Raw genomic sequence first — 17,817 nt, 5'->3', positions numbered from 1 at the left:
GCACAGTTCAGCCGTTGGCGCGAGCGAGCACGAGGACGTGGCGAGTCAGCGAGCGATGGACGCGACGCTCGAACCGGTCGGTCACTCGCCAGCCAGCCTCGCGGGCGGCGTCGTCCCAGGAGCGGTCGGCGACCACGACGGCCCGGGGCGCGACCCGGTGAGCTTCGGCGAGCGCGCCGGCCACGAGGTCGTCGAGCGGCTGGTTGGCGATTTTCGACTGTCGGCCGTAGGGCGCGTCAAAGACGGTGCCGTCCACTGCGTCGTCGGGGAGGGACAGCGCCGTCGCGTCCCCGCGGAGTGTGTGCCAAGTTCCCGAGTCGGGCAGGTCGGCGGACGACTGTGCGGGCGTGAGGAATCGCTTGAGGTTCTCGGCCGCACCCTGGACCATCTTCGGCTGGGCGTCGACGCCGAGGACGTCGGCCCCGACCAACCCGGCCTCAATCAACACGCCGCCAGTGCCACACATCGGGTCCAGAATCGTCGCTCCGGGGCCAGCGCCCGCGATGTTCGCCAGCCCGCGGGCCAGGAGCGGGTCCATGCTCCCGGGCTGGAAGAAGGGGCGGTCGGTCGGCTGGCGGTCGCCGAAATTCCGGACGCTCTCCGCGTCGAGCCAGCCGAGCACACACACGTCGGCCGCGAACACGGCCCGGAGTTCGTGGTCCGGGTCGTCGAGGTCGACGGCGAACCCGCGGTCGACCAGCACCGAACCCAGGTCGCGCTCTGCCGCCCGGGTGTCGACGCCGGCCAGGCCGCGTACGTCGCGAGCCCGGACAGCGACCGTTCCCGACCGCTCGACGGAGGCCGCCTTCAGCAACGCCCGAGCGCTCTCGACGGCGGGGTCGGCGCGGCCGACGTACTCGCTGACGCGATGGGTGTACGCGAGGCCGCGGGTGCCAGTGTCGACGCCACGCGCAGTCGCCAGGCCCGGCGCCAACCGCGTCACGTCGGTGGCGACAGCCGCGGCCTCCCGGGCGGCGAACGCGTCGTCCTCGCCGGCCAGTTCCAGCAGGTACACGCCCGCAGGTGGCGTCCTGTGGCCTATACACCTTCCGGTCGGGCGGGGTTGGACCGGCCCGCAGAGCGACCCAGCCGTGAGTGGTAAGCGGAGTGACCTATCATCGACGGGTACCAAACTTTATAAATCTTAAATACGTGTTTTAAGTCGAGACATGGTTGACCCCAAGGAAACAATCAATATTGAGAACGTCGTCGCCTCGACCGGCATCGGGCAGGAGTTGGACCTCCAGAGCGTGGCAATGGACCTCGAGGGGGCGGATTACGACCCCGAGCAGTTCCCCGGTCTGGTCTACCGGACGCAGGAACCCAAGTCGGCGGCCCTCATCTTCCGGTCGGGAAAGATCGTCTGTACGGGCGCAAAAAGCACGGACGACGTGCACGAGAGCCTGCGGATCGTCTTCGACAAACTGCGTGATCTGAACATTCAGGTGGACGAGGACCCCGAAATCGTCGTGCAGAACATCGTTACCTCGGCCGACCTCGGTCGGAATCTCAATCTCAACGCCATCGCAATCGGACTCGGTCTGGAGAACATCGAGTACGAACCGGAGCAGTTCCCCGGCCTGGTCTACCGGCTGGACGACCCCGACGTGGTCGCGCTCCTCTTTGGCTCGGGCAAGCTCGTGATTACGGGCGGTAAACAACCCGAGGATGCCGAGGAAGCCGTCGACCGGATCGTCTCCCGACTCGAGGAACTCGGTCTGCTCGACGGATAACACAGGCTACATACCGGCCCCACACGAAGCGCGGTCATGCTCCCGCTTCAGATCGACGCGACGGGCGGCGGACCCCTGGCGATCGTCGTCACCTTCCTGCTCGTCGCCGCCTTCTACGCCGCCACCCTCCATCTGGCTGCGACCTTCTTTATTGGTGACGTACAGAGCCAGCGGGCCGCCTACGTCGCCCCCGCCCCGGCGCTGGCCTCGCTGTTGCTCCAGCAGTGGGGCGTGCGTGGGTTCGGTCCCTTCTCACCGAGTCTCGCGGCCGGCGTCGCCATCCTGGCGATTCTGGCCGCCGACGCCATCGCGATTAGCTATATCTACCGGCTGCAGTGGTCGTCGGCGCTTCCGCTCACGCTGCTTCACTTCGGGTTCGCCGCGGTTCTCGGCGTGGCCCTGAACAACATCTTCGGTCTGCTCTGATCACTCCACCAGCCGCTCGATTTCGGTCACCAACACGTCTGTCGCACCCTTTGTTTTGAGGTTGCTGATCGTCTCGAACACCGACCGCTCATCGACGACCGCGTGGACCGCCACCAGGTCCTCACCCGCGATATTCATCACGGTCGGGCCGCCCATCCCGGGGATGACGTCCCTGACTTCGTCGAGGTTCGACTCGGGAACGTTCATCATCAGGTAGCGCTTTCCCTCGGCGGTTTTGACAGAGGAGAGTGCCGTCTGCACCTGCTGGACTTTCGGGTCGTCGACTACGTCCTCGCGGGCGAACAGTCGCACGGAACTCGAAAGCACGTCATCGATCACGGCCAGGCGGTTCATTCGGAGCGTCGTTCCCGTACTCGTGATGTCGACGATGGCGTCGGCGATGTCGACGTGTGGCGTCAGTTCGGTCGCGCCCGAGACCTCCGCGACCTCGGCGTCGACGCCCTGTTCGTCGAGGTACGCACGGGTGACGTTGGGGAACTCGGTGGCGACGGTCCCACCGTGCAGGTCGGTCACGGACTCGACGGAACCGTCTTCGGGAGCCGCCAGCACGAGTCGGCAGGCCCCGAACTCCAGGTCCAGCAGGTCGACGAGGCCGTCCGTCGCGGACTCCCGGACCTGATCGAGGCCGGTGATTCCCACGTCGGCGGCGCCGTCGCTGACGTACTCGGGAATGTCGGCTGCTCGAGCGTAGAGAATCGTCACGTCAGGGTCGACGGTGTCGGCGTAGAGTTTCCGGTCCGCGCCGTCGACGACGTGGAGTCCGGCCCGTTCGAGCAGATCGACCGACGGATCGTGCAGACGTCCCTTGTTGGGCACGGCGATTCGCATACCGACACTTCCAGACCCGCGGGCAATTGCTTTTCGCACCCCGGCCGGACAGAAAGGATGGGCGACCTGTCCGGCTACGTTCCTCGGGACCGGTATCGGGCGCGCGACGCTCGCGGGTGACCGGCGACTTCGAGACCCCGTCTTTATATCGCCCGGCCGCGGACGCCCGGACATGACGACGCTCAAAGTCACAGACGGTCGTGTTCTCCGACCCGACCACACCGTCGAGCGGGCGGACGTTCTCGTCGACCGGACGGGTGGCGAAATTCTGGCAGTCGAACCCGAAGGCGAGGGGCGCGCGAGCGCCGACGACACCCTCGACGCCGAGGGCGGACTGGTGATTCCGGGGCTGGTCAACGCCCACACCCACGTCGCAATGACGCTGTTACGGGGCTACGCCGACGACGAACCGCTCGACGTCTGGCTCCAGGAGAACATCTGGCCCGTCGAGGCCGAACTCACCGCCGAAGACGTGCGCGCCGGCACGCGTTTAGGGATGCTAGAGATGATCCGCTCGGGCACGACGGCGTTCGCGGACATGTACTTCTTCATGCCGGAGGTCGTCGCCGCCGTCGAGGAATCGGGGATGCGGGCGTTGCTGGGCTACGGTTCGATCACCGTCGGCAACGACGACGAAGCCGCACACCAGGAGATGCGGGACGGCCTGGACTTCGCGGAGGGGTACGACGGCGCGGCCGACGGCCGCATCTCCACGGCGTTCATGCCTCACAGCCTCACTACGGTCGGTGCGGCGTATCTCCGGGAGTACGTGCCCGAGGCACGCGAGGCCGGGGTTCCGGTCCACTTCCACGCCAACGAGACAGAAGGCGAAGTCGAGCCGCTGGTCGACGAACACGGCGAGCGACCGCTGGAATACGCGGACGACGTCGGGTTGCTCGACGGCACCGACTTTCTCGCTCACGGCGTTCACACCGACCGGGACGAACACGAGTTGCTTGCCGAGCGGGGCACGGCCGTGGTTCACTGCCCGGCCTCGAACATGAAACTCGCCAGCGGGATAGCGCCCGTCCAGGCGATGCGGGACCGGGGCGTGACCGTCGGACTCGGCACCGACGGGGCGGCCTCGAACAACGACCTCTCGCTGTTCGACGAGATGCGTGACGCCGCAATGGTCGGCAAGCTCGCGGCCGACGACGCCGGCGCCGTCAACGCCGACACGGTCGTCGAGATGGCCACGCAGGGTAGCGCGGACGCCCTCGGAATGGCATCGGGCCGAATCGAGGCGGGCGCGAACGCCGACCTCGCCGTACTGGACCTGGATCGACCCCACCTGACGCCGGCACACGGCCTCGTGAGCCACCTCGCCTACGCCGCCAGCGGGTCCGACGTGCGCCACACCGTCTGTGACGGGCGGGTCCTCATGCGGGACCGGGAGGTACAGACCCTGGACGAACAGGCGGTACTCGCGGACGCTCGCGAGCACGCGACGGCCCTGGTCGACCGCGCCGAATCGTAGCTCGGCGCGAAGTAAACGACCACGGCTGTTTTTGAACGTTCTAGCGGACTCTGTCGCGATTTTGGACGGCGATAAATTACCTGAACAGGGGTCCGGGTTTATATGTTGAACAGGGGCAAATACCACGGCCTTCAGGCCGTGGATACGCGCCGTCACTCCGAGAAACAGACCACGCTCAGACGCTTGTCGTGAGTTTCCAACGGAAACGTTTAAATGACAGGTAAGCAACAGTATGATAGGAATCGGTCGGAACGGAGCGGATTCCGTCCCGTCCTACAGAGGCGGCCTGCCCCTGCCCACAGCAACCAAGCAATATCTGGAACGCAGTCACAAAACACCTGATGCTCGAAACATCCGGCACGTGGTGACTGCGCTTGCGGAACTTCCGCTACCATGGACTCCACTGACGCCTGCCGGACGCCTCGTGGCCAAAACAACACTCGGCGTCCGAACACTGGTCGAGGATACATGTAACGGCGGCTTGGCACCGCCAGCAGTCCACCCCGCTTAGACCACGAGCATCCCACTGGATTCGTACCGTGGTGATGCTCGGCTAGACTGCCAACCTGAAACTCCCAAATGCGGTCGGGATTCCTCCGTGTTCACGCGGAGGAGGATGTCAATCACTGTACCCGCCTCGAACCGAGTGAGATGCAATCGAAAGCCAGGGCGTTCGCACTCGTCTCTGTGGCACTGCTCGTCGTCGCGGCGTTGGGCCCGGCCGTGGCCACCGGCTCCCCGACCGCAGTAGAAAAGGGAACAACCGTGACACAGGGCGACGCGGCCACGAACGAGACAGAGACCGACGAATCGGACAACAACGAGACCGAGTCCGTGTTCGGACGGCTCGTGTCCGCGTTCGTCGAGGACGCCAAAGTCAGGACGAACGGTACGAACAGCACGAACGTCGGCGACACGCCGCTCGGACTCCTGGTCGCGGCGTTCGTCACGGAGAGCAACCACGGAGACGCGCCCGAGCACGCGGGCCCACCCGCACACGCCGGTCCGGGGAACGAGACGAACGGGACCAACCGCGGCCCGCCCGAGAACCGGCAGCAGGGCCCCCCGGAGGACCGCGGCCCGGTTCGTGACGACGAGACGGAGACCGAGAACAGTGGCGGCGACAGCCCGCCAACGGACACTGACGACGACGGCGGCCCGCCCGCGAACGCTGGCGGCAAGGGCGGCGGTCCGCCTGCAGACGCCGGCCGCTGAGGTAGGACCGTTCCCGGCGCTACGATTCCGCACGACGGTACGGACCGCTCAGTCGGATTCGGAGCCGACGACGTTCCAGTACTCCGAATCGTGGGACCCGCAACTGACGCCCTCGTCCCCGTCGTAGTCGTTCACGACCACGAGCGAGTCGGCGTCGCCGAGGTTGTTGGTGTCCCGGTACACCTCACCGATGGGAACCTCGTAGCGGGTCCAGTCGTCGCCCGTCTGGTAGTACGAACCGCCGTAGTCGCTGACGTTGACGCCCCAGTTTTGCACGCCCGAGAGGCGAACGACTCGGCCGCTGTTCTGGCCAGTCCCGGCGTTCTCTAATCCGATGCCGTGGATGGCGCCCTCTTTCGAGCTTCTGAACTCGAATGTCAACACCGTGTCTTCGGTAACCGTGTAGTTCTTATCGATTAGCTGCCACTTGTTGCCGGTCACCGTGACAGTTCGCCCGTCGTCCGAAACCGTCGTCGTCGCCGAGGGGTCGTTGTAGTTGCCGCCGAAGTCACTGAGTGTCCCGGCGTCGGCGGTAATCAGTTCGCCGGCGATGCCGTCGGTGATCCAGAACTGCTGGTCGTGTAACACCGCACCGCCTTCCTCGTCCACGACCGTAACGCGTAGTTCACCCTGGATTACGTCGTGCGGGAGGCGATATCGGTCGCCGGCGGAGACGCCGTCGCCGGCGCTACCGGCGACGGGCGAGAGCGACGAGAGCCTGACGCGTCGGGTGTCCTCGCCGCCGCGCAGAATCATCACCGTCTCGGCAGCCGGCAGTGCGTTGCCGGCGGTGTGGCCGAGCGTGAGGGTCGCCCCGGAGACAGACGAGGAGGGCGACGCCGTCGTGGGGTCACGGTTCGTGTCTTCGACGAGTGAGAACCCGAGAACAGCGACGACACCGACCAGGAGCACACCGACCGCGACGAGCAGAAGACTGCCGATCACCTCCGACTGTGCCCGGTCACGGCCGATATTTCGCATGACCGACTGTTAGGTTCGTCTCGATAGTCGTTTTCATCCGTTTCGGTCGTCGACCCACACCGGTGGCGCCGCGCTCCGGCAGCGTTTTCACGATGCTGACCTAGTATATAGTAATGAACGCGTCGATTGGCGAGCGGCTCGATAACCCCGAGACAGCACGCGAGGAAGGCCGCCGGAAGATGGACTGGGCGCGCGAACACATGCCGATTCTCGCCTCACTCCGTGAGACGTTCGATGCCAACCAGCCCTTCGCGGGCGAGGTCATCGGAATGGCGATGCACGTCGAGGCCAAGACGGCGGTGCTGGCGGAACTGCTGGCAGAGGGCGGTGCCGAGGTGGCCATCACCGGCTGTAACCCGCTCAGTACCCACGACGACGTATCGGCGGCACTGAACGCCCACGAGAACGTCACCTCCTACGCCGAGCGTGGCGTCGACGACGAGGCCTACTACGGCGCCATGGAGTCCGTCATCGCTCACGAGCCGACCATCACCGTCGACGACGGGATGGACCTCATCGCCGCCATCCACGAGGAGTATCCGGAGCTCATCGACACCATCGTCGGTGGCTGTGAGGAGACCACGACGGGCGTTCACCGCCTGCGCGCGATGGACGACGACGACGCGCTGGAGTACCCCGTCTTCGCCGTCAACGACACGCCCATGAAGCGTCTGTTCGACAACGTCCACGGCACCGGCGAGTCCGTGTTGGCGTCCATCGCCATGACGACGAACCTCTCGTACGCCGGGAAGACCGTCGTCGTCGGCGGGTACGGAGACTGTGGTCGCGGCGTCGCGAAGAAAGCCGCCGGACAGAACGCCCGCGTCATCGTCACCGAGGTCGACGCCCGTCGCGCACTGGAGGCCCACATGGAAGGCTACGAAGTCATGCCGATGCGGGAAGCCGCGGCGGAGGGCGACGTGTTCGTCACGACGACGGGCAACCGTGACGTGATCACCGCCGAGGACTTCGAGAACATGCAGGACGGCGTACTGCTCACCAACGCCGGCCACTTCGACGTGGAGATCGATCTCGTCGCGTTGGAGGAACTGGCCGCGGAGGTCACCCAGCCCCGCGACGGTATCGAGGCGTACGTCATGCCCGACGGCCGCGAATTGAACGTGCTGGCGGAGGGCAGACTGGTCAACCTCGCGACCCCCGTGGCGCTGGGCCATCCCGTCGAGGTCATGGACCAGAGCTTCGGCGTGCAGGCCGTCTGTGTTCGCGAACTCGTCGAGTCCGGCGACGAGTACGAGGCAGGCGTCCACGACGTGCCCGACGACCTCGACAAGGAGGTCGCAGAGATCAAACTCGACGCCGAGGGCGTCGCCTTCGACGGCCTGAGCGAGACCCAGACGGAGTATATGGGCTCGTGGCAGCACGGAACGTAGGACGGCCGGTCGATTTTTTGTGTCGCCCGGTAAATCGGAACACATGCCAGAGGACGACGGGACGCGGAACCACTGGACCCCAGCTGTCTACGACGACGGCCACGGCTACGTCACCGAGTACGGCGAGGCCGTGGTCGACCTGCTCGACCCGAAACCCGGAGAACGCGTCCTCGATATCGGCTGTGGGACGGGGCATCTGACCGCCGAAATCGCGGCCGCCGTGGACGAGGCGGGCGACGTCGTCGGAATCGACCGGTCGGCCGAGATGGTCCGGGAGGCGCGCGAGACCTACCCCGACCTGTCCGTCCAGCAGGCCGACGCACGTTCGTTCAGCGCACGCGAACCGTTCGACGCCGTCTTCTCGAACGCCGCGTTCCACTGGATTTCCGACGTTGACCAGAACCGGGTACTGGCCGGCATGGCCGACGCGCTCCGCCCGGGCGGCCGGTTCGTCGTCGAGATGGGCGGGACCGGCAACGTCGACCGGATCGTCACCGCGACGCTCGATGAGCTCGACGCGCGCGGCTACGACGCGACCCACCCGTGGTACTTCCCGAGCGTCGGCGAGTACACCCCGCGGCTGGAGACCCACGGGTTCGAGGTCCGCCGTGCGAGGCTGTTCGACCGGCCGACGGAGCTGGACGGCGGTGCGGACGGCCTCGCCAGTTGGCTCGGGATGTTCGGCGACGGTCTTCTCTCGGGCGTGCCCGACAGCGAGCGTGCAGCCGTCGTCGGAGCCGTTGAAAACCGACTCCAACCGGACCTGTTCGACGGCGAGACGTGGACAGCGGACTACCGGCGGCTTCGATTTCTCGCGGTCCGGTCAGAGTGACAGGAGCGTCAGGGCATTGAGCCCGACCGTGAACACCGAGATGGTGGCGAAGCCAGTCAGGACCAGTTCCGCCGCGCGGTCCGGGAGGGAGTGCCACGTGACGACGAGCACGACCAGTGCGACGAACTTCAGCAGGCCGATGCCGGCCTCGCCGTATGTCGCTATGAACGCGCGGGCAACCCGGTTGCCCTCCTCGAACCCGGCGGAGAGGCCCGCGAGCGTCGTCACCACGTCGAACGCCGCCGCGACGATGATGACCGTCCACAGCACGGCGTGGGACTCGGGCAGGTCCCGCTCGAAGCGTTCGAGCGCGTCGCGCTCCTCGTCCGGCGGCCCCGATTCCGACCCCATCCTGTCGGTGGAGAGGCGGGGCCAACAGATAATCGTCCCCAGAGTATCAACGCGTGAACCGCTCGGGGCACCGAGTCGGCAGACAATTCTTAGTCGTGTGGCCCTTAGATTAGGTGACGGCACCGACTATGCCGCTGATTCCACCGCAAACCGACGAGATTCGCGCCGAGATGTCGAAAGACCACCGCCGGTTGCTCCACTGTCTCGACTGTGGCGGGCAGGTCGTGGCCATCCGCCACGGCGGTTCCTGTATCCTCTGTAGCTCCGAGGCCGTCGTGGTCGAGGAGTGGGACTGATGTGTACGGGGCCTGCGTCCGGGCGATGCCCGGGCGTGACGACGGCGACACCGGAACCGACGCCCCCGGCGCCCTCTCAATGGTGGCGCACGGACGCAGTCTGGAGACACTCCGGGCACTCTGGGCGGCCAACGGCCACTCGCTATTCTTCTCAGCGCTGCGACCGCCGTTGGCGTTCACGACGCCGGACAGTTCAACTACCACCTCTCGCAGTTGACCGGACGGGTCGTCGCCCTCGTCGAGGACCGCTACGAACTGCTCTACCCGGGCCACCGGGTCGTCGGCGCGGTCCAGAGCGCCATCTTCCACCGGAGTCTCTCTGGGAGCGAGATCGACGTGTCGGGGGCCTGCCCCGACTGTGCGGGGTCGCTCGCGCTCACGTACGCCGAATTCATCGGCCGCACCGAGTGTCTGGGCTGCGAGGAGGCGGTCCTCGGCCATCCCTTCGACCCGGGCGGGTTCGAGCGGCGCGGTGACGCCGCCGTCGTCTGAGCGTTCGACCGCCTGACGCGCCGTTACTGGCTCTCTGCGACCGACGGTGTCTGCCCGGTCTGTGCCGGCCCCACCGACGCGCGACTCGTCTCGGACGCCACGACGTTACAGGCACTCGACCGCTACGACAGACAGTTTGGGAGCGAGCAACCCACCTCGTTACGACCGACTGCCAGCACTGGGGGTTTCTACAGCGGCATCCCCAGCGACGTCGGCCGACTCGCTCACCCTGCCGTCGTCGGCGCGCTGTACGACCGCGGCGTCGACGTGCGCGACGAGCGACTCTAGACGCTGTTGTTCGTCGTCGAGACCGACCGCGTCGCGCTCGCCAGCGAAGAACTACGGTACGTCATCGTAAAACCGATTAGCAAAGTCGATTTTGATGTTATCCTGAGATTCAGACCGTCACGAGGACGGCACCGACGACGACCAGGAGTGCCCCGAGAACCACACTGCGGGTCACGCGTTCCACGTCCCGGAGCAGGGCAGCAGCAAAAATCGTGGTGAACAGGGGTGCCGTCGCCGCCAGTGAGTCGACGATAGCGACTCGCCCGGCCTCCATCGAGAGCGCTGTAAAAAAAGAGAGAAGCGCGACCGCGGTAACGAGGCCACTTCCCGCGAACTGCGTGTAAGACGCACGTGGCGCGCTGAGCACGTCCGTCTTCCGGGTCGCCACGACGTATGCGGCCAGAGCGACGAGGGCGGCAGTCTCGTTGATAGTGACCGCCTGCAGAGCTGTCGCCGTGGTGTCGCCGAAGCCGAAGCGACGCAGGACGTTCCCGGTCCCGAACACCGCCGCCGCGCTCACCGGCAGAAGGACGTCCCGGGGTCGCCACCCCGAGACGTCGCCGCCTTTCGAGTACGTCAGGACGATTAGCCCGCAGACGAGGACGACGACCCCGACCCCCGTGAGCGGACCGAGGGGTTCACCGAGAAAGCCGAGCGCGAGTAGCGTGGCGAAGAGTGGACGCGTGCTGATACCGGCGCTGTTGATGCTCGCGCCAACCCGCTCAACGCCGGCGAACACGAGGATTCGACCTATCGCGGTGCCGAACAGGCCGGCAACGGTGAAGACGACGACGAGGTCGAGCGTCAGCCCCGAGAGAGGATTCGGCCAGGACGTCGCCAGAAGCGCCAGCCAGTACAGTCCGGTGTCGATGACGACGACGACGATGGCGGCCTGTGTCGCGCTCCCGCCGGCGGCCATCCCACGCTTGTCGAAAATCGGCCCGAGTCCCCAGAGGACGGCCGGCAAGAGCGCCAGTGCGTACACGACGGGCGGCGTTCCGGTCACTGACGACTCACTCCAGTCACGCCCCTCCATCCGAGTGGGGTATTCAAGTGGGTTCCGTTCAGTTCTGCCCCGTTCCCGTGTCTCTTTTGCACCCACCCGGCCAACCCAGGGGTATGTCCTCGAACCGGAAGGGCGACAGGAGGGAACGAGAACTCGTCAACGCCCTCGACGAGGCCGGCTTCGCGGTGATGCGTGCCCCGGCCAGCGGGAGCGCCACCGAGCGCGAACTTCCGGACGTGCTGGCCGGCGACGGGGAGCAGTTCCACGCTATCGAGGCGAAGTCTTCATCCGGCGACCCGATCTATCTCGATGGCGCGGAGATCGAGGCGCTACTGTACTTCGCTCAGAACTTCGGCGCGAAACCGCGCGTCGGCGTCCGGTTCGACCGCGAGGACTGGTACTTTTTCCACCCTGGCGACCTCTACACGACAGACGGCGGCAACTACCGCGTCAAAAAGGAGACGGCACTCGCCGACGGCACCGACTTCCCGGAGTTCGTCGGCGACACGCGGAAGATTACGCTCGCCGAAGCCGCCGAGGCCGCCGAAGGCGGGGACGACGACACCGACGACGAGGCCGTCCGCGAGGTTCTGTCGGCGCTGAAACGGGGCGATATCGCGGTCGAGGACGCCGTGGAGATGCTCTAGTCGACCTCCACCGGTCCCCGGGAACGGAGCGGCAGATGGCTCGACCGGGGCGGTCGACGGGTCAATCGGCGTCTTCGACCTGCCGGAGTCGCGAGTACGGGAACGCGTACACGCGGGGGTCGTCGGTGCGCAACTGATCGCCGAGGTAGACGGCGTCGACCACGAGGTCGTCGGGCGGATACCCCTCGTTCGTGTCGTGGGCAGCCACGGTCTGCCTCGTGGCCTCGACGACGTACTCGTCGGCGCGGTCGGGCCGAACCTGCCGAACGACGAGCGTATCGGCGGTCTCACGGTCGACGGCCACCTCGCCGTCGTCGAGACGGCAGTCACCACACAGCGCCACGTCGTCGGTCGCCGGGACGAACGACTCGTGGCCACAGCGAGCACAGTCGGCGCGGCACTGGCCGGGTGCGGGGACGCGCTCCCGTGTGATTTCGATAGCGACCCGTCGGCGGTGTTTGCAGTTCGTGCCCCGGAAACGGTAATCCGGGCAGGTACAACGGTGGCCGGACGCGTCGACCGTGTATGTGTCGTCGTCGGTCTCGACGCGGTAACAACCGCCGCCAAGCGGCGTGACGGCCATCGGTTCGGTCCATGCGCGGACGGTCCGCTCGTCACAGTCCCGGAGGTCGGGCGCGAGCGGGGTCTTGGAGGCTCGTGGCATCGGCGATCAGGACGCTGCTAGTTTCCGGTGCGTCCAGGAAAAAAAGGGACCCGAGCTACCTAAGTGACACGGCCGGATTGTGCGGCAGACTGCCCATAGACGACCTCAGAAGCCATTTTACGACGGTTTCGAGAGTCCGCAATTCGGGGGGCTGCGGCGGCATCGAAGCCCTTTTGCACAGGCCGGTGAAAGCCGCGCACATGGATATCGAGCGGGAGACGGTCGTCGAAGCGAGCGTCTCGTTCGTGGCGGTACTCGTCTTCATCGCGGCCGTCGCGGGCGTCGGGATGGCCTTCGGAGGCGACGGTGGCCTCTCCGGGACCGGCGGCCTCGCCGTCCTCGGTGCGGTCACGCTGTTCGTCTTCGTTATGACTCTCGTGGGCTACTGGCTCTCCTTCCGAGAGTAGGTGAGAGCCCGTCAGCACCCGTCTTCCGCTCGGTTCGGGGCATCCTGCCGGCCACCGCCGCGCCACGAGGTTCACGAAAGTCGGAGACGTTCGGGACTCGGAGACGGCGCCGCCGTCTCGCAAGGCCCCGATTACTCCGCCTCCTCGCCTTCGCCCTCGCTCTCGGCTTCTCGCCAGTCTACCAGTTCCCCCTCGTCTGCCGCCTCCAGCCGGTGTTCGTAGTAGTTCAGCGGATGTGACTCGTTGATTACGTCCTCACAGATGTCGTCTTTGTTCACGCAGTCGCCGTAGGACTGCATCGTCGCACAGGCAGGCGCAGAGTACTCTGTCGGGCTGGTGTCCCCGCGGATGTGGTCGACCTGGTAGCGCGTCGCCTCCTCGCCGAAGCCGGGGTTGACCTGGAATAGTTCGACGATCTCGTCGGTACTCATCCCGATGCTCGTCAGGAACGCGGCGATCGCAAAGCGAGAGTGGTGTTCGAGGTGGTCGCCCTTCTGGACCCTGTCGAGCAGGTGGCGCATACAGGGAGGGAACAGGTCCGGGACGACCGTGTCGATGTCACGGGTCAGGTCGAGGTCTGCGAGCACCTCACGAATCCGCTCGGCCTCCTCGTCGAGTTCGGTGGCGATGGGTTCCGGTACCGAGAGCGGGAGTCCGTCCGCGACGCGACGGCGGACGGCCTGCCTGACTACGAGCAGGAGTTCGTTCTCGTCGAGCGGGACTTGACCGTCGGCCAGCGGGCGATTGACCAACCGCCACTCGTCGCTCCACTGGCCGGCCGTGTGCTCGAGGTACGTCCCCACGTCCACGCGATAGTCACCGTCGTCGCCCACAGTCGCGTGGACGTGCCCGGTCAGGTCGAATTCGACGAGCAGGTCCTGCAGGTCCAGCCGCTCGGTGCGGGTACTCTGGAACTCCGCCGTCGCAGCCAGTTCCGCGGAGAACCGTTCGTATGCGGTCGCCGCCTCCGCGCGGGCGTACCGGCGCAACAGGATGTGTTCGTCGACCAGAGAGACCAGCACCCGGGCGACAGGGTAGGAGAGCAACTCGGCACGGGTACGGCGGTGTGGCTCGCCGACGGACCCCTCCGTGACCGCCCACTCGACGCGCTCCAGGCCGCGTTCGACCGCGGCCGAGTCACTGGCAACCAGTTCGGCCAGGTCGACGCCGGCGGTTTCGACCGCCTCACGGGCGGCCGATAGAAACGGGTAACGGGCGTGGAGCGTCTTCATCGACCATTTGATTCCCGCCGGGTCCGAATAAAACCGACGGTCCGGGCAGCGTCAGCGCTCGTCACGGCGCTCGATTTCGGTCACGACATCCTCGGAACCGCGGTCAGCGAGTTCCGACCGGTACGCCTGCAGTTCGCCGGGCGTCACCTCGACACGACGGGTCTCGCCGCCCGTCTCGATCTCGAGGGTGACGGTACCGTGGGGGTCGTTGCGTCGTCGGACGTTCACGACGGCGACGAAGACGTACCAGAGGGCGGCAAAGCCTCCGACGAAGTAGACGACCGCCGTCTCGAAGACCAGCGGGTCGGCGGCGTAGACCCAGCGCTCGGGATAGGCGACCGAAAAGAGGGTGACGCCAGCGACCGCCACGAGCGACCCGGCGACGACGCCGATCTGCTGGCGGCGCTTCGACGGCAGGACGGCGACGACCCCGAGCAGGACGGCCGGCCCGCCCAGCCCAGCCAGAACACCCCCGATGTGTTTGGCGGCGACCGAGTCGGTGGCCCCAAGGAGGTCTCCGAGCGGGGTCGTCACCACGAGCAAGGCGACGACGAGTGCGACCGCACCCGACAACGACACCGCCGCACCGAGTGCGATCCGGCGTGGATCACGCGTCCCGCGGTTCCGTCGGTCGGTGTAGGCCTCCGAGAGACTCGGCATGCTCCAGTGTGGTCGCTCCTCGTACAAAACCATGCGTCAGACGCGCGTGTGACGGGCGTTACCGACGGCCGAACAGCCGCTCACGGAGCCCGCCACCCTCGCGCTCGGTCAGGAGCACCGACACGTCCACCTCGTCGACCACGTCCATGTGCAGGGAGTCCGCGACCAGCCGCGAGAGCAGGCCGCGTTCGGTCGCGCCCATGATCACGAGCGACGCGTCCTCGGCCGCGCTCTCGATGGCCGTCTCCACGTCGCCGGACTCGTCGACGGTCATCATCGCCCCGGCGAGGTCCTGCTCGACGGCCCAGTCGGCGAGGAACCGTTCGCCGGCCTCGCGCTCCTCGGGCCCGTCGACGACGTTGAGCAGCTCCACCGACACCCCCGGGACAGTCCGGAGTGTGCGCGCCACCGACGCGCTCAGCTCACAGTTCTGTCCGCCGTCGGTCGGCAGGAGAACCCGAGACGTGTTCAGCCCGCGGTCTTTGAGCACCAGGAAGTCACTGGGGAGTCGGCGCGTGAGGTCGCTCAGCGACCGGTCCGACCGGGCCGCCGTCCAGAGACGGTCTTCGCTCCACCCCATCACCACGGTGTCGGCGTCCTTGCGCCGGACGATGTCGAAAAGCTCCTCGAACGAGCGGTGTGAGACGACCGTCGAAGTCTCGAACCTGACGTCGTAGTCCGCCGCGATTTCGTGGAGTGGGTCGAGAAGCTGTTCGGACTCGCCGATAATCTGCCGGCTGTTCGAGCCCCCGTACCCCTGTACGCTCTGGTCAGGTTTCTGCACGACGTGAACGACTTGGACGGTCGCCCCGTCGTAGCCGCGGGCGAGCATACAGGCCAGTTCGACGAGGTGTTGCTCCGTCCGAGGGTTGGCGATTGGTACGATGACACGGTGGCGATCGCCGTTCTCCGTGGCGGGTTCGACTGTGTCTATCAGGGGGACGTACGAACGGCCGACGGAGCCGCCGAGTAGCCACTCTCGGACCGAGAGCTGCCGCGTCGCGCCCTCGAACCGGGCCGATTCGAGCCGGGTCTCGGTCGTCTGGAAGTAGTTGACGACCGTCACCAACACGACCCCGCCGACGGTGTTGCCCAAGAGGACCGGGAGGACGAAGTCGACCAGTCCGGTCAGGAAGGCGAGGTCGCCGCGTACCACCAGATACACCATCTCGGTGAACGAGACCACGGAGTGATAGAGCCCACCGAGCGGGATCGCCAGGAACGCCAGGTAGATCACCACCAGTCGTGAGACCGTATCGCGAGCGGCGTACTCCACCCAGACGACCCCGGCAACGATCAGCCCGGCGAACGCGGCCTTGGTGAACAGCGGCCACCACGCCGTCGTGACACCCTTTTGGGCCAGCGACGTCGCCGCTGTCGCCGCCTCGGGCGAGAGGACACCGCCGAACACCAGCGCAATCGCGCCCAGCGCGCCCCCGGCGAAATTACCCGTCAGCACGACGGCCCAGTTGCGTAACAGCGCCGGGATTGACGCCAGCCGCTCCAGTGTCAGCGCCACCGGCGGCAGCGTGTTCTCGGTGAACAGCTGGTACCCGCCGATGATAATATAAATGAACCCGAGTGGATAGAGCATCACGCTCAGTATCGTGTCCCCACCGGTCGAGGCTGTCAGCGAGGCGTAGAGCAGGAAGGTGATGGTGATGGCGAACCCCGCGGCGAGGCCGCTGAAAAAGAGCTCCCGGCTGCCGGAGGTGATCTCCTCGTCGGCTGCGGCAATGATGCGCTGAAACACCTCGTCTGTCGAGAACCGGTCGCGGACGACCCGGCCGACCGCCGGCGCGCCGCTCCGGGAGCTCTCGACGGCCTCGCGAACTGTTTCCTCGGTCTCGGGGTCGTGCTCTGGCGGCCTGTCGTCGGGTGTAACCATGATTGATCAGAAGTTGGAGAGGAGAGAGACGGAAGCTGAGAGGGTAACTCCGGTCGGTTGCCTGTTCAGTCGCTTTGTATGCGCGGGGCGAGCATGTACGTTACGTTACCGTCGCCTTCCGCGATGTCGAAGTGCATCTTGACAGGGAACTCCTCGCCGAGTTCCATCTCGATTTCGGCGTTCTTCGGAATGGCCTTGTCCATGTCTTTGAGGTAGTCGAGCGAGAACAGCGAGTGAGCGTCACCCGATACGAGGTCGATGAGGTCGTCCCGGCCGAGCTCGAAGTGCACGTCGTCGGTGTCGCCCTCGGCGTCGACGTAGAACACCTCGTCGTCGGTTTCGACACCGAGTGCGATGTGGTCGGAGACCATGTCGGCAGCGGTGACCGCGCGGTCGATGTCCCTGCCTTCGAGCACGATTCTCGCGGGCAGGTCCAGGTCGGGAAGGTCGGGCTCCTGTCGGATCGAGTCGGGGTCGATCAGTGCCAGCGTCCCTTCCAGCCCGTCGATCTGGACGTGCAGTTTCCGGGTCTCCTCGTCGAGTTCCAGCCGGACCAGCTGTCCCGAGTCGGCCATGCCGGCGAACTCCTCGAGCCGCGAGAGATTGACACCGATGATCCCGCCGTCGGTTTCGTAGGACTCGAAGGTCGTGGCGTCGAGCCGGAGGTCGACCATCCCGACGTTGGCCGGGTCGACCGCCCGGATCTCGATCCCCTCGTCCGTGAGGTGGATCTTGCACTCGTCCACCAGGACGCTCACGGAGTCGAGCGTCGCCCCGAGTGTGTCTGCACTCACGATAGCGTTGAACATCTTGCTCCCGGCTACGCCCCCATTTGTTAAAAAGTCCCGTCTTTCCGTTCCCGGTCTGGGACAGAGCGTAACCCAGCTCAGCCCCCGAAACCAGGGTACGCCCGGGCTCCACGGCAGTCCAACCCGCTTGCGTCCCGCCGATCAAGCGGTGCTGGTCGCGCCGGTCCGTCGGA

At 66.3% G+C, this 17,817-nt stretch carries 21 protein-coding genes; 11 read left to right on the top strand and 10 right to left on the bottom strand.

Annotation, left to right across the window (positions count from 1 at the left end; translation table 11 throughout):
- Positions 1-7 precede the first annotated feature (7 nt).
- Complete coding sequence (locus Q0964_RS01960) at positions 8-1,015, bottom strand: methyltransferase domain-containing protein (RefSeq protein ID WP_299262894.1); 1,008 nt, start codon at positions 1,013-1,015, stop codon at positions 8-10.
- Between the two features lie 154 nt (positions 1,016-1,169).
- Between Q0964_RS01960 and Q0964_RS01955 the strand changes: the two genes are divergently transcribed.
- Positions 1,170-1,733 (top strand): TATA-box-binding protein, encoded by a 564-nt coding sequence (locus Q0964_RS01955; protein WP_092658697.1) that lies wholly within the window; start codon positions 1,170-1,172, stop codon positions 1,731-1,733.
- A gap of 36 nt (positions 1,734-1,769) precedes the next feature.
- Complete coding sequence (locus Q0964_RS01950; protein WP_299262886.1) at positions 1,770-2,159, top strand: DUF7473 family protein; 390 nt, start codon at positions 1,770-1,772, stop codon at positions 2,157-2,159.
- Here the strand turns inward: Q0964_RS01950 and hisG are convergent, their stop codons facing one another.
- Positions 2,160-3,008 (bottom strand): ATP phosphoribosyltransferase, encoded by an 849-nt coding sequence (gene hisG, locus Q0964_RS01945; RefSeq protein WP_299262884.1) that lies wholly within the window; start codon positions 3,006-3,008, stop codon positions 2,160-2,162.
- Between the two features lie 172 nt (positions 3,009-3,180).
- Here hisG and Q0964_RS01940 point away from each other — a divergent pair, with 172 nt between their 5' ends.
- Complete coding sequence (locus Q0964_RS01940; protein WP_299262882.1) at positions 3,181-4,485, top strand: amidohydrolase; 1,305 nt, start codon at positions 3,181-3,183, stop codon at positions 4,483-4,485.
- Positions 4,486-5,064: 579 nt separating this feature from the next.
- The gene (locus Q0964_RS01935) at positions 5,065-5,700 is read left to right on the top strand and encodes a hypothetical protein (protein WP_299262880.1); all 636 of its coding nucleotides are present in this window, start codon (positions 5,065-5,067) and stop codon (positions 5,698-5,700) included.
- 48 nt (positions 5,701-5,748) lie between these two features.
- On the opposite strand, the gene Q0964_RS01930 is transcribed toward Q0964_RS01935, so the two are convergent.
- A complete protein-coding gene (locus Q0964_RS01930) occupies positions 5,749-6,681 on the bottom strand; it encodes a type IV pilin domain-containing protein (RefSeq protein WP_299262877.1) in 933 nt (310 codons plus the stop codon).
- 113 nt (positions 6,682-6,794) lie between these two features.
- Here Q0964_RS01930 and Q0964_RS01925 point away from each other — a divergent pair, with 113 nt between their 5' ends.
- Both Q0964_RS01925 and Q0964_RS01920 read left to right on the top strand, forming a co-directional pair.
- The gene (locus Q0964_RS01925) at positions 6,795-8,072 is read left to right on the top strand and encodes an adenosylhomocysteinase (protein ID WP_299262875.1); all 1,278 of its coding nucleotides are present in this window, start codon (positions 6,795-6,797) and stop codon (positions 8,070-8,072) included.
- Between the two features lie 43 nt (positions 8,073-8,115).
- Complete coding sequence (locus tag Q0964_RS01920; protein WP_299262873.1) at positions 8,116-8,904, top strand: class I SAM-dependent methyltransferase; 789 nt, start codon at positions 8,116-8,118, stop codon at positions 8,902-8,904.
- Here the strand turns inward: Q0964_RS01920 and Q0964_RS01915 are convergent.
- The gene (locus Q0964_RS01915) at positions 8,896-9,255 is read right to left on the bottom strand and encodes a DUF5658 family protein (RefSeq protein WP_299262871.1); all 360 of its coding nucleotides are present in this window, start codon (positions 9,253-9,255) and stop codon (positions 8,896-8,898) included. The genes Q0964_RS01920 and Q0964_RS01915 overlap by 9 nt on opposite strands.
- A gap of 113 nt (positions 9,256-9,368) precedes the next feature.
- Between Q0964_RS01915 and Q0964_RS01910 the strand changes: the two genes are divergently transcribed.
- From Q0964_RS01910 to Q0964_RS18545, 3 genes are all read left to right on the top strand, one after another.
- Positions 9,369-9,551: a hypothetical protein gene (locus Q0964_RS01910; protein ID WP_092688234.1), complete on the top strand. Its 183-nt coding sequence runs from the start codon at positions 9,369-9,371 to the stop codon at positions 9,549-9,551.
- Between the two features lie 120 nt (positions 9,552-9,671).
- Complete coding sequence (locus tag Q0964_RS01905) at positions 9,672-10,043, top strand: DUF7347 domain-containing protein (protein ID WP_422653633.1); 372 nt, start codon at positions 9,672-9,674, stop codon at positions 10,041-10,043.
- Between the two features lie 12 nt (positions 10,044-10,055).
- Positions 10,056-10,331: a DUF7351 domain-containing protein gene (locus Q0964_RS18545; protein WP_422653632.1), complete on the top strand. Its 276-nt coding sequence runs from the start codon at positions 10,056-10,058 to the stop codon at positions 10,329-10,331.
- Between the two features lie 109 nt (positions 10,332-10,440).
- Here the strand turns inward: Q0964_RS18545 and Q0964_RS01900 are convergent, their stop codons facing one another.
- Positions 10,441-11,337 carry an EamA family transporter gene (locus tag Q0964_RS01900; protein WP_299262861.1) on the bottom strand — a complete coding sequence of 299 codons (897 nt, stop codon included), beginning with the start codon at positions 11,335-11,337 and terminating at the stop codon, positions 10,441-10,443.
- Between the two features lie 113 nt (positions 11,338-11,450).
- On the opposite strand from Q0964_RS01900, the gene hjc reads away from it, so the two are divergent.
- On the top strand, positions 11,451-11,984 hold the full coding sequence (hjc, locus tag Q0964_RS01895) for a Holliday junction resolvase Hjc (RefSeq protein WP_299262859.1): 534 nt from the start codon (positions 11,451-11,453) through the stop codon (positions 11,982-11,984).
- A 61-nt stretch (positions 11,985-12,045) separates the two neighbouring features.
- Here hjc and Q0964_RS01890 read toward each other — a convergent pair whose 3' ends face one another.
- Positions 12,046-12,648, bottom strand: a complete 603-nt coding sequence (locus tag Q0964_RS01890; RefSeq protein WP_299262857.1) for an SWIM zinc finger family protein — start codon at positions 12,646-12,648, stop codon at positions 12,046-12,048.
- A gap of 200 nt (positions 12,649-12,848) precedes the next feature.
- Here Q0964_RS01890 and Q0964_RS01885 point away from each other — a divergent pair, with 200 nt between their 5' ends.
- A complete protein-coding gene (locus tag Q0964_RS01885; RefSeq protein WP_299262855.1) occupies positions 12,849-13,055 on the top strand; it encodes a DUF7472 family protein in 207 nt (68 codons plus the stop codon).
- 131 nt (positions 13,056-13,186) lie between these two features.
- Here the strand turns inward: Q0964_RS01885 and priL are convergent, their stop codons facing one another.
- From priL to Q0964_RS01865, 4 genes are all read right to left on the bottom strand, one after another.
- Positions 13,187-14,287 carry a DNA primase regulatory subunit PriL gene (priL, locus tag Q0964_RS01880; RefSeq protein WP_299262853.1) on the bottom strand — a complete coding sequence of 367 codons (1,101 nt, stop codon included), beginning with the start codon at positions 14,285-14,287 and terminating at the stop codon, positions 13,187-13,189.
- A 51-nt stretch (positions 14,288-14,338) separates the two neighbouring features.
- Entirely contained in the window at positions 14,339-14,947 is a 609-nt protein-coding gene (locus Q0964_RS01875) for a cell division protein CdpA domain-containing protein (protein ID WP_299262851.1), read from the bottom strand.
- A 58-nt stretch (positions 14,948-15,005) separates the two neighbouring features.
- Positions 15,006-16,835 carry a formate/nitrite transporter family protein gene (locus tag Q0964_RS01870; protein ID WP_299262849.1) on the bottom strand — a complete coding sequence of 610 codons (1,830 nt, stop codon included), beginning with the start codon at positions 16,833-16,835 and terminating at the stop codon, positions 15,006-15,008.
- Between the two features lie 65 nt (positions 16,836-16,900).
- Positions 16,901-17,644 carry a DNA polymerase sliding clamp gene (locus tag Q0964_RS01865; RefSeq protein ID WP_299262847.1) on the bottom strand — a complete coding sequence of 248 codons (744 nt, stop codon included), beginning with the start codon at positions 17,642-17,644 and terminating at the stop codon, positions 16,901-16,903.
- Between the last annotated feature and the right edge of the window lie 173 nt (positions 17,645-17,817).

It is taken from the genome of Halorientalis sp. (genome assembly GCF_028275115.1).
Lineage (GTDB): Archaea > Halobacteriota > Halobacteria > Halobacteriales > Haloarculaceae > Halorientalis.
This window is presented reverse-complemented; position numbering and strand designations above follow the sequence as displayed.

Bases quoted from the DNA above. Each gene is read 5' to 3' on its own strand.
- Q0964_RS01955 (WP_092658697.1), top strand. From the start codon at position 1,170: ATGGTTGACCCCAAGGAAACAATCAATATTGAGAACGTCGTCGCCTCG.
- Q0964_RS01950 (WP_299262886.1), top strand. From the start codon at position 1,770: ATGCTCCCGCTTCAGATCGACGCGACGGGCGGCGGACCCCTGGCGATC.
- hisG (WP_299262884.1), bottom strand. From the start codon at position 3,008: ATGCGAATCGCCGTGCCCAACAAGGGACGTCTGCACGATCCGTCGGTC.
- Q0964_RS01940 (WP_299262882.1), top strand. From the start codon at position 3,181: ATGACGACGCTCAAAGTCACAGACGGTCGTGTTCTCCGACCCGACCAC.
- Q0964_RS01935 (WP_299262880.1), top strand. From the start codon at position 5,065: ATGCGGTCGGGATTCCTCCGTGTTCACGCGGAGGAGGATGTCAATCAC.
- Q0964_RS01930 (WP_299262877.1), bottom strand. From the start codon at position 6,681: ATGCGAAATATCGGCCGTGACCGGGCACAGTCGGAGGTGATCGGCAGT.
- Q0964_RS01925 (WP_299262875.1), top strand. From the start codon at position 6,795: ATGAACGCGTCGATTGGCGAGCGGCTCGATAACCCCGAGACAGCACGC.
- Q0964_RS01920 (WP_299262873.1), top strand. From the start codon at position 8,116: ATGCCAGAGGACGACGGGACGCGGAACCACTGGACCCCAGCTGTCTAC.
- Q0964_RS01915 (WP_299262871.1), bottom strand. From the start codon at position 9,255: ATGGGGTCGGAATCGGGGCCGCCGGACGAGGAGCGCGACGCGCTCGAA.
- hjc (WP_299262859.1), top strand. From the start codon at position 11,451: ATGTCCTCGAACCGGAAGGGCGACAGGAGGGAACGAGAACTCGTCAAC.
- Q0964_RS01890 (WP_299262857.1), bottom strand. From the start codon at position 12,648: ATGCCACGAGCCTCCAAGACCCCGCTCGCGCCCGACCTCCGGGACTGT.
- Q0964_RS01885 (WP_299262855.1), top strand. From the start codon at position 12,849: ATGGATATCGAGCGGGAGACGGTCGTCGAAGCGAGCGTCTCGTTCGTG.
- priL (WP_299262853.1), bottom strand. From the start codon at position 14,287: ATGAAGACGCTCCACGCCCGTTACCCGTTTCTATCGGCCGCCCGTGAG.
- Q0964_RS01875 (WP_299262851.1), bottom strand. From the start codon at position 14,947: ATGCCGAGTCTCTCGGAGGCCTACACCGACCGACGGAACCGCGGGACG.
- Q0964_RS01870 (WP_299262849.1), bottom strand. From the start codon at position 16,835: ATGGTTACACCCGACGACAGGCCGCCAGAGCACGACCCCGAGACCGAG.
- Q0964_RS01865 (WP_299262847.1), bottom strand. From the start codon at position 17,644: ATGTTCAACGCTATCGTGAGTGCAGACACACTCGGGGCGACGCTCGAC.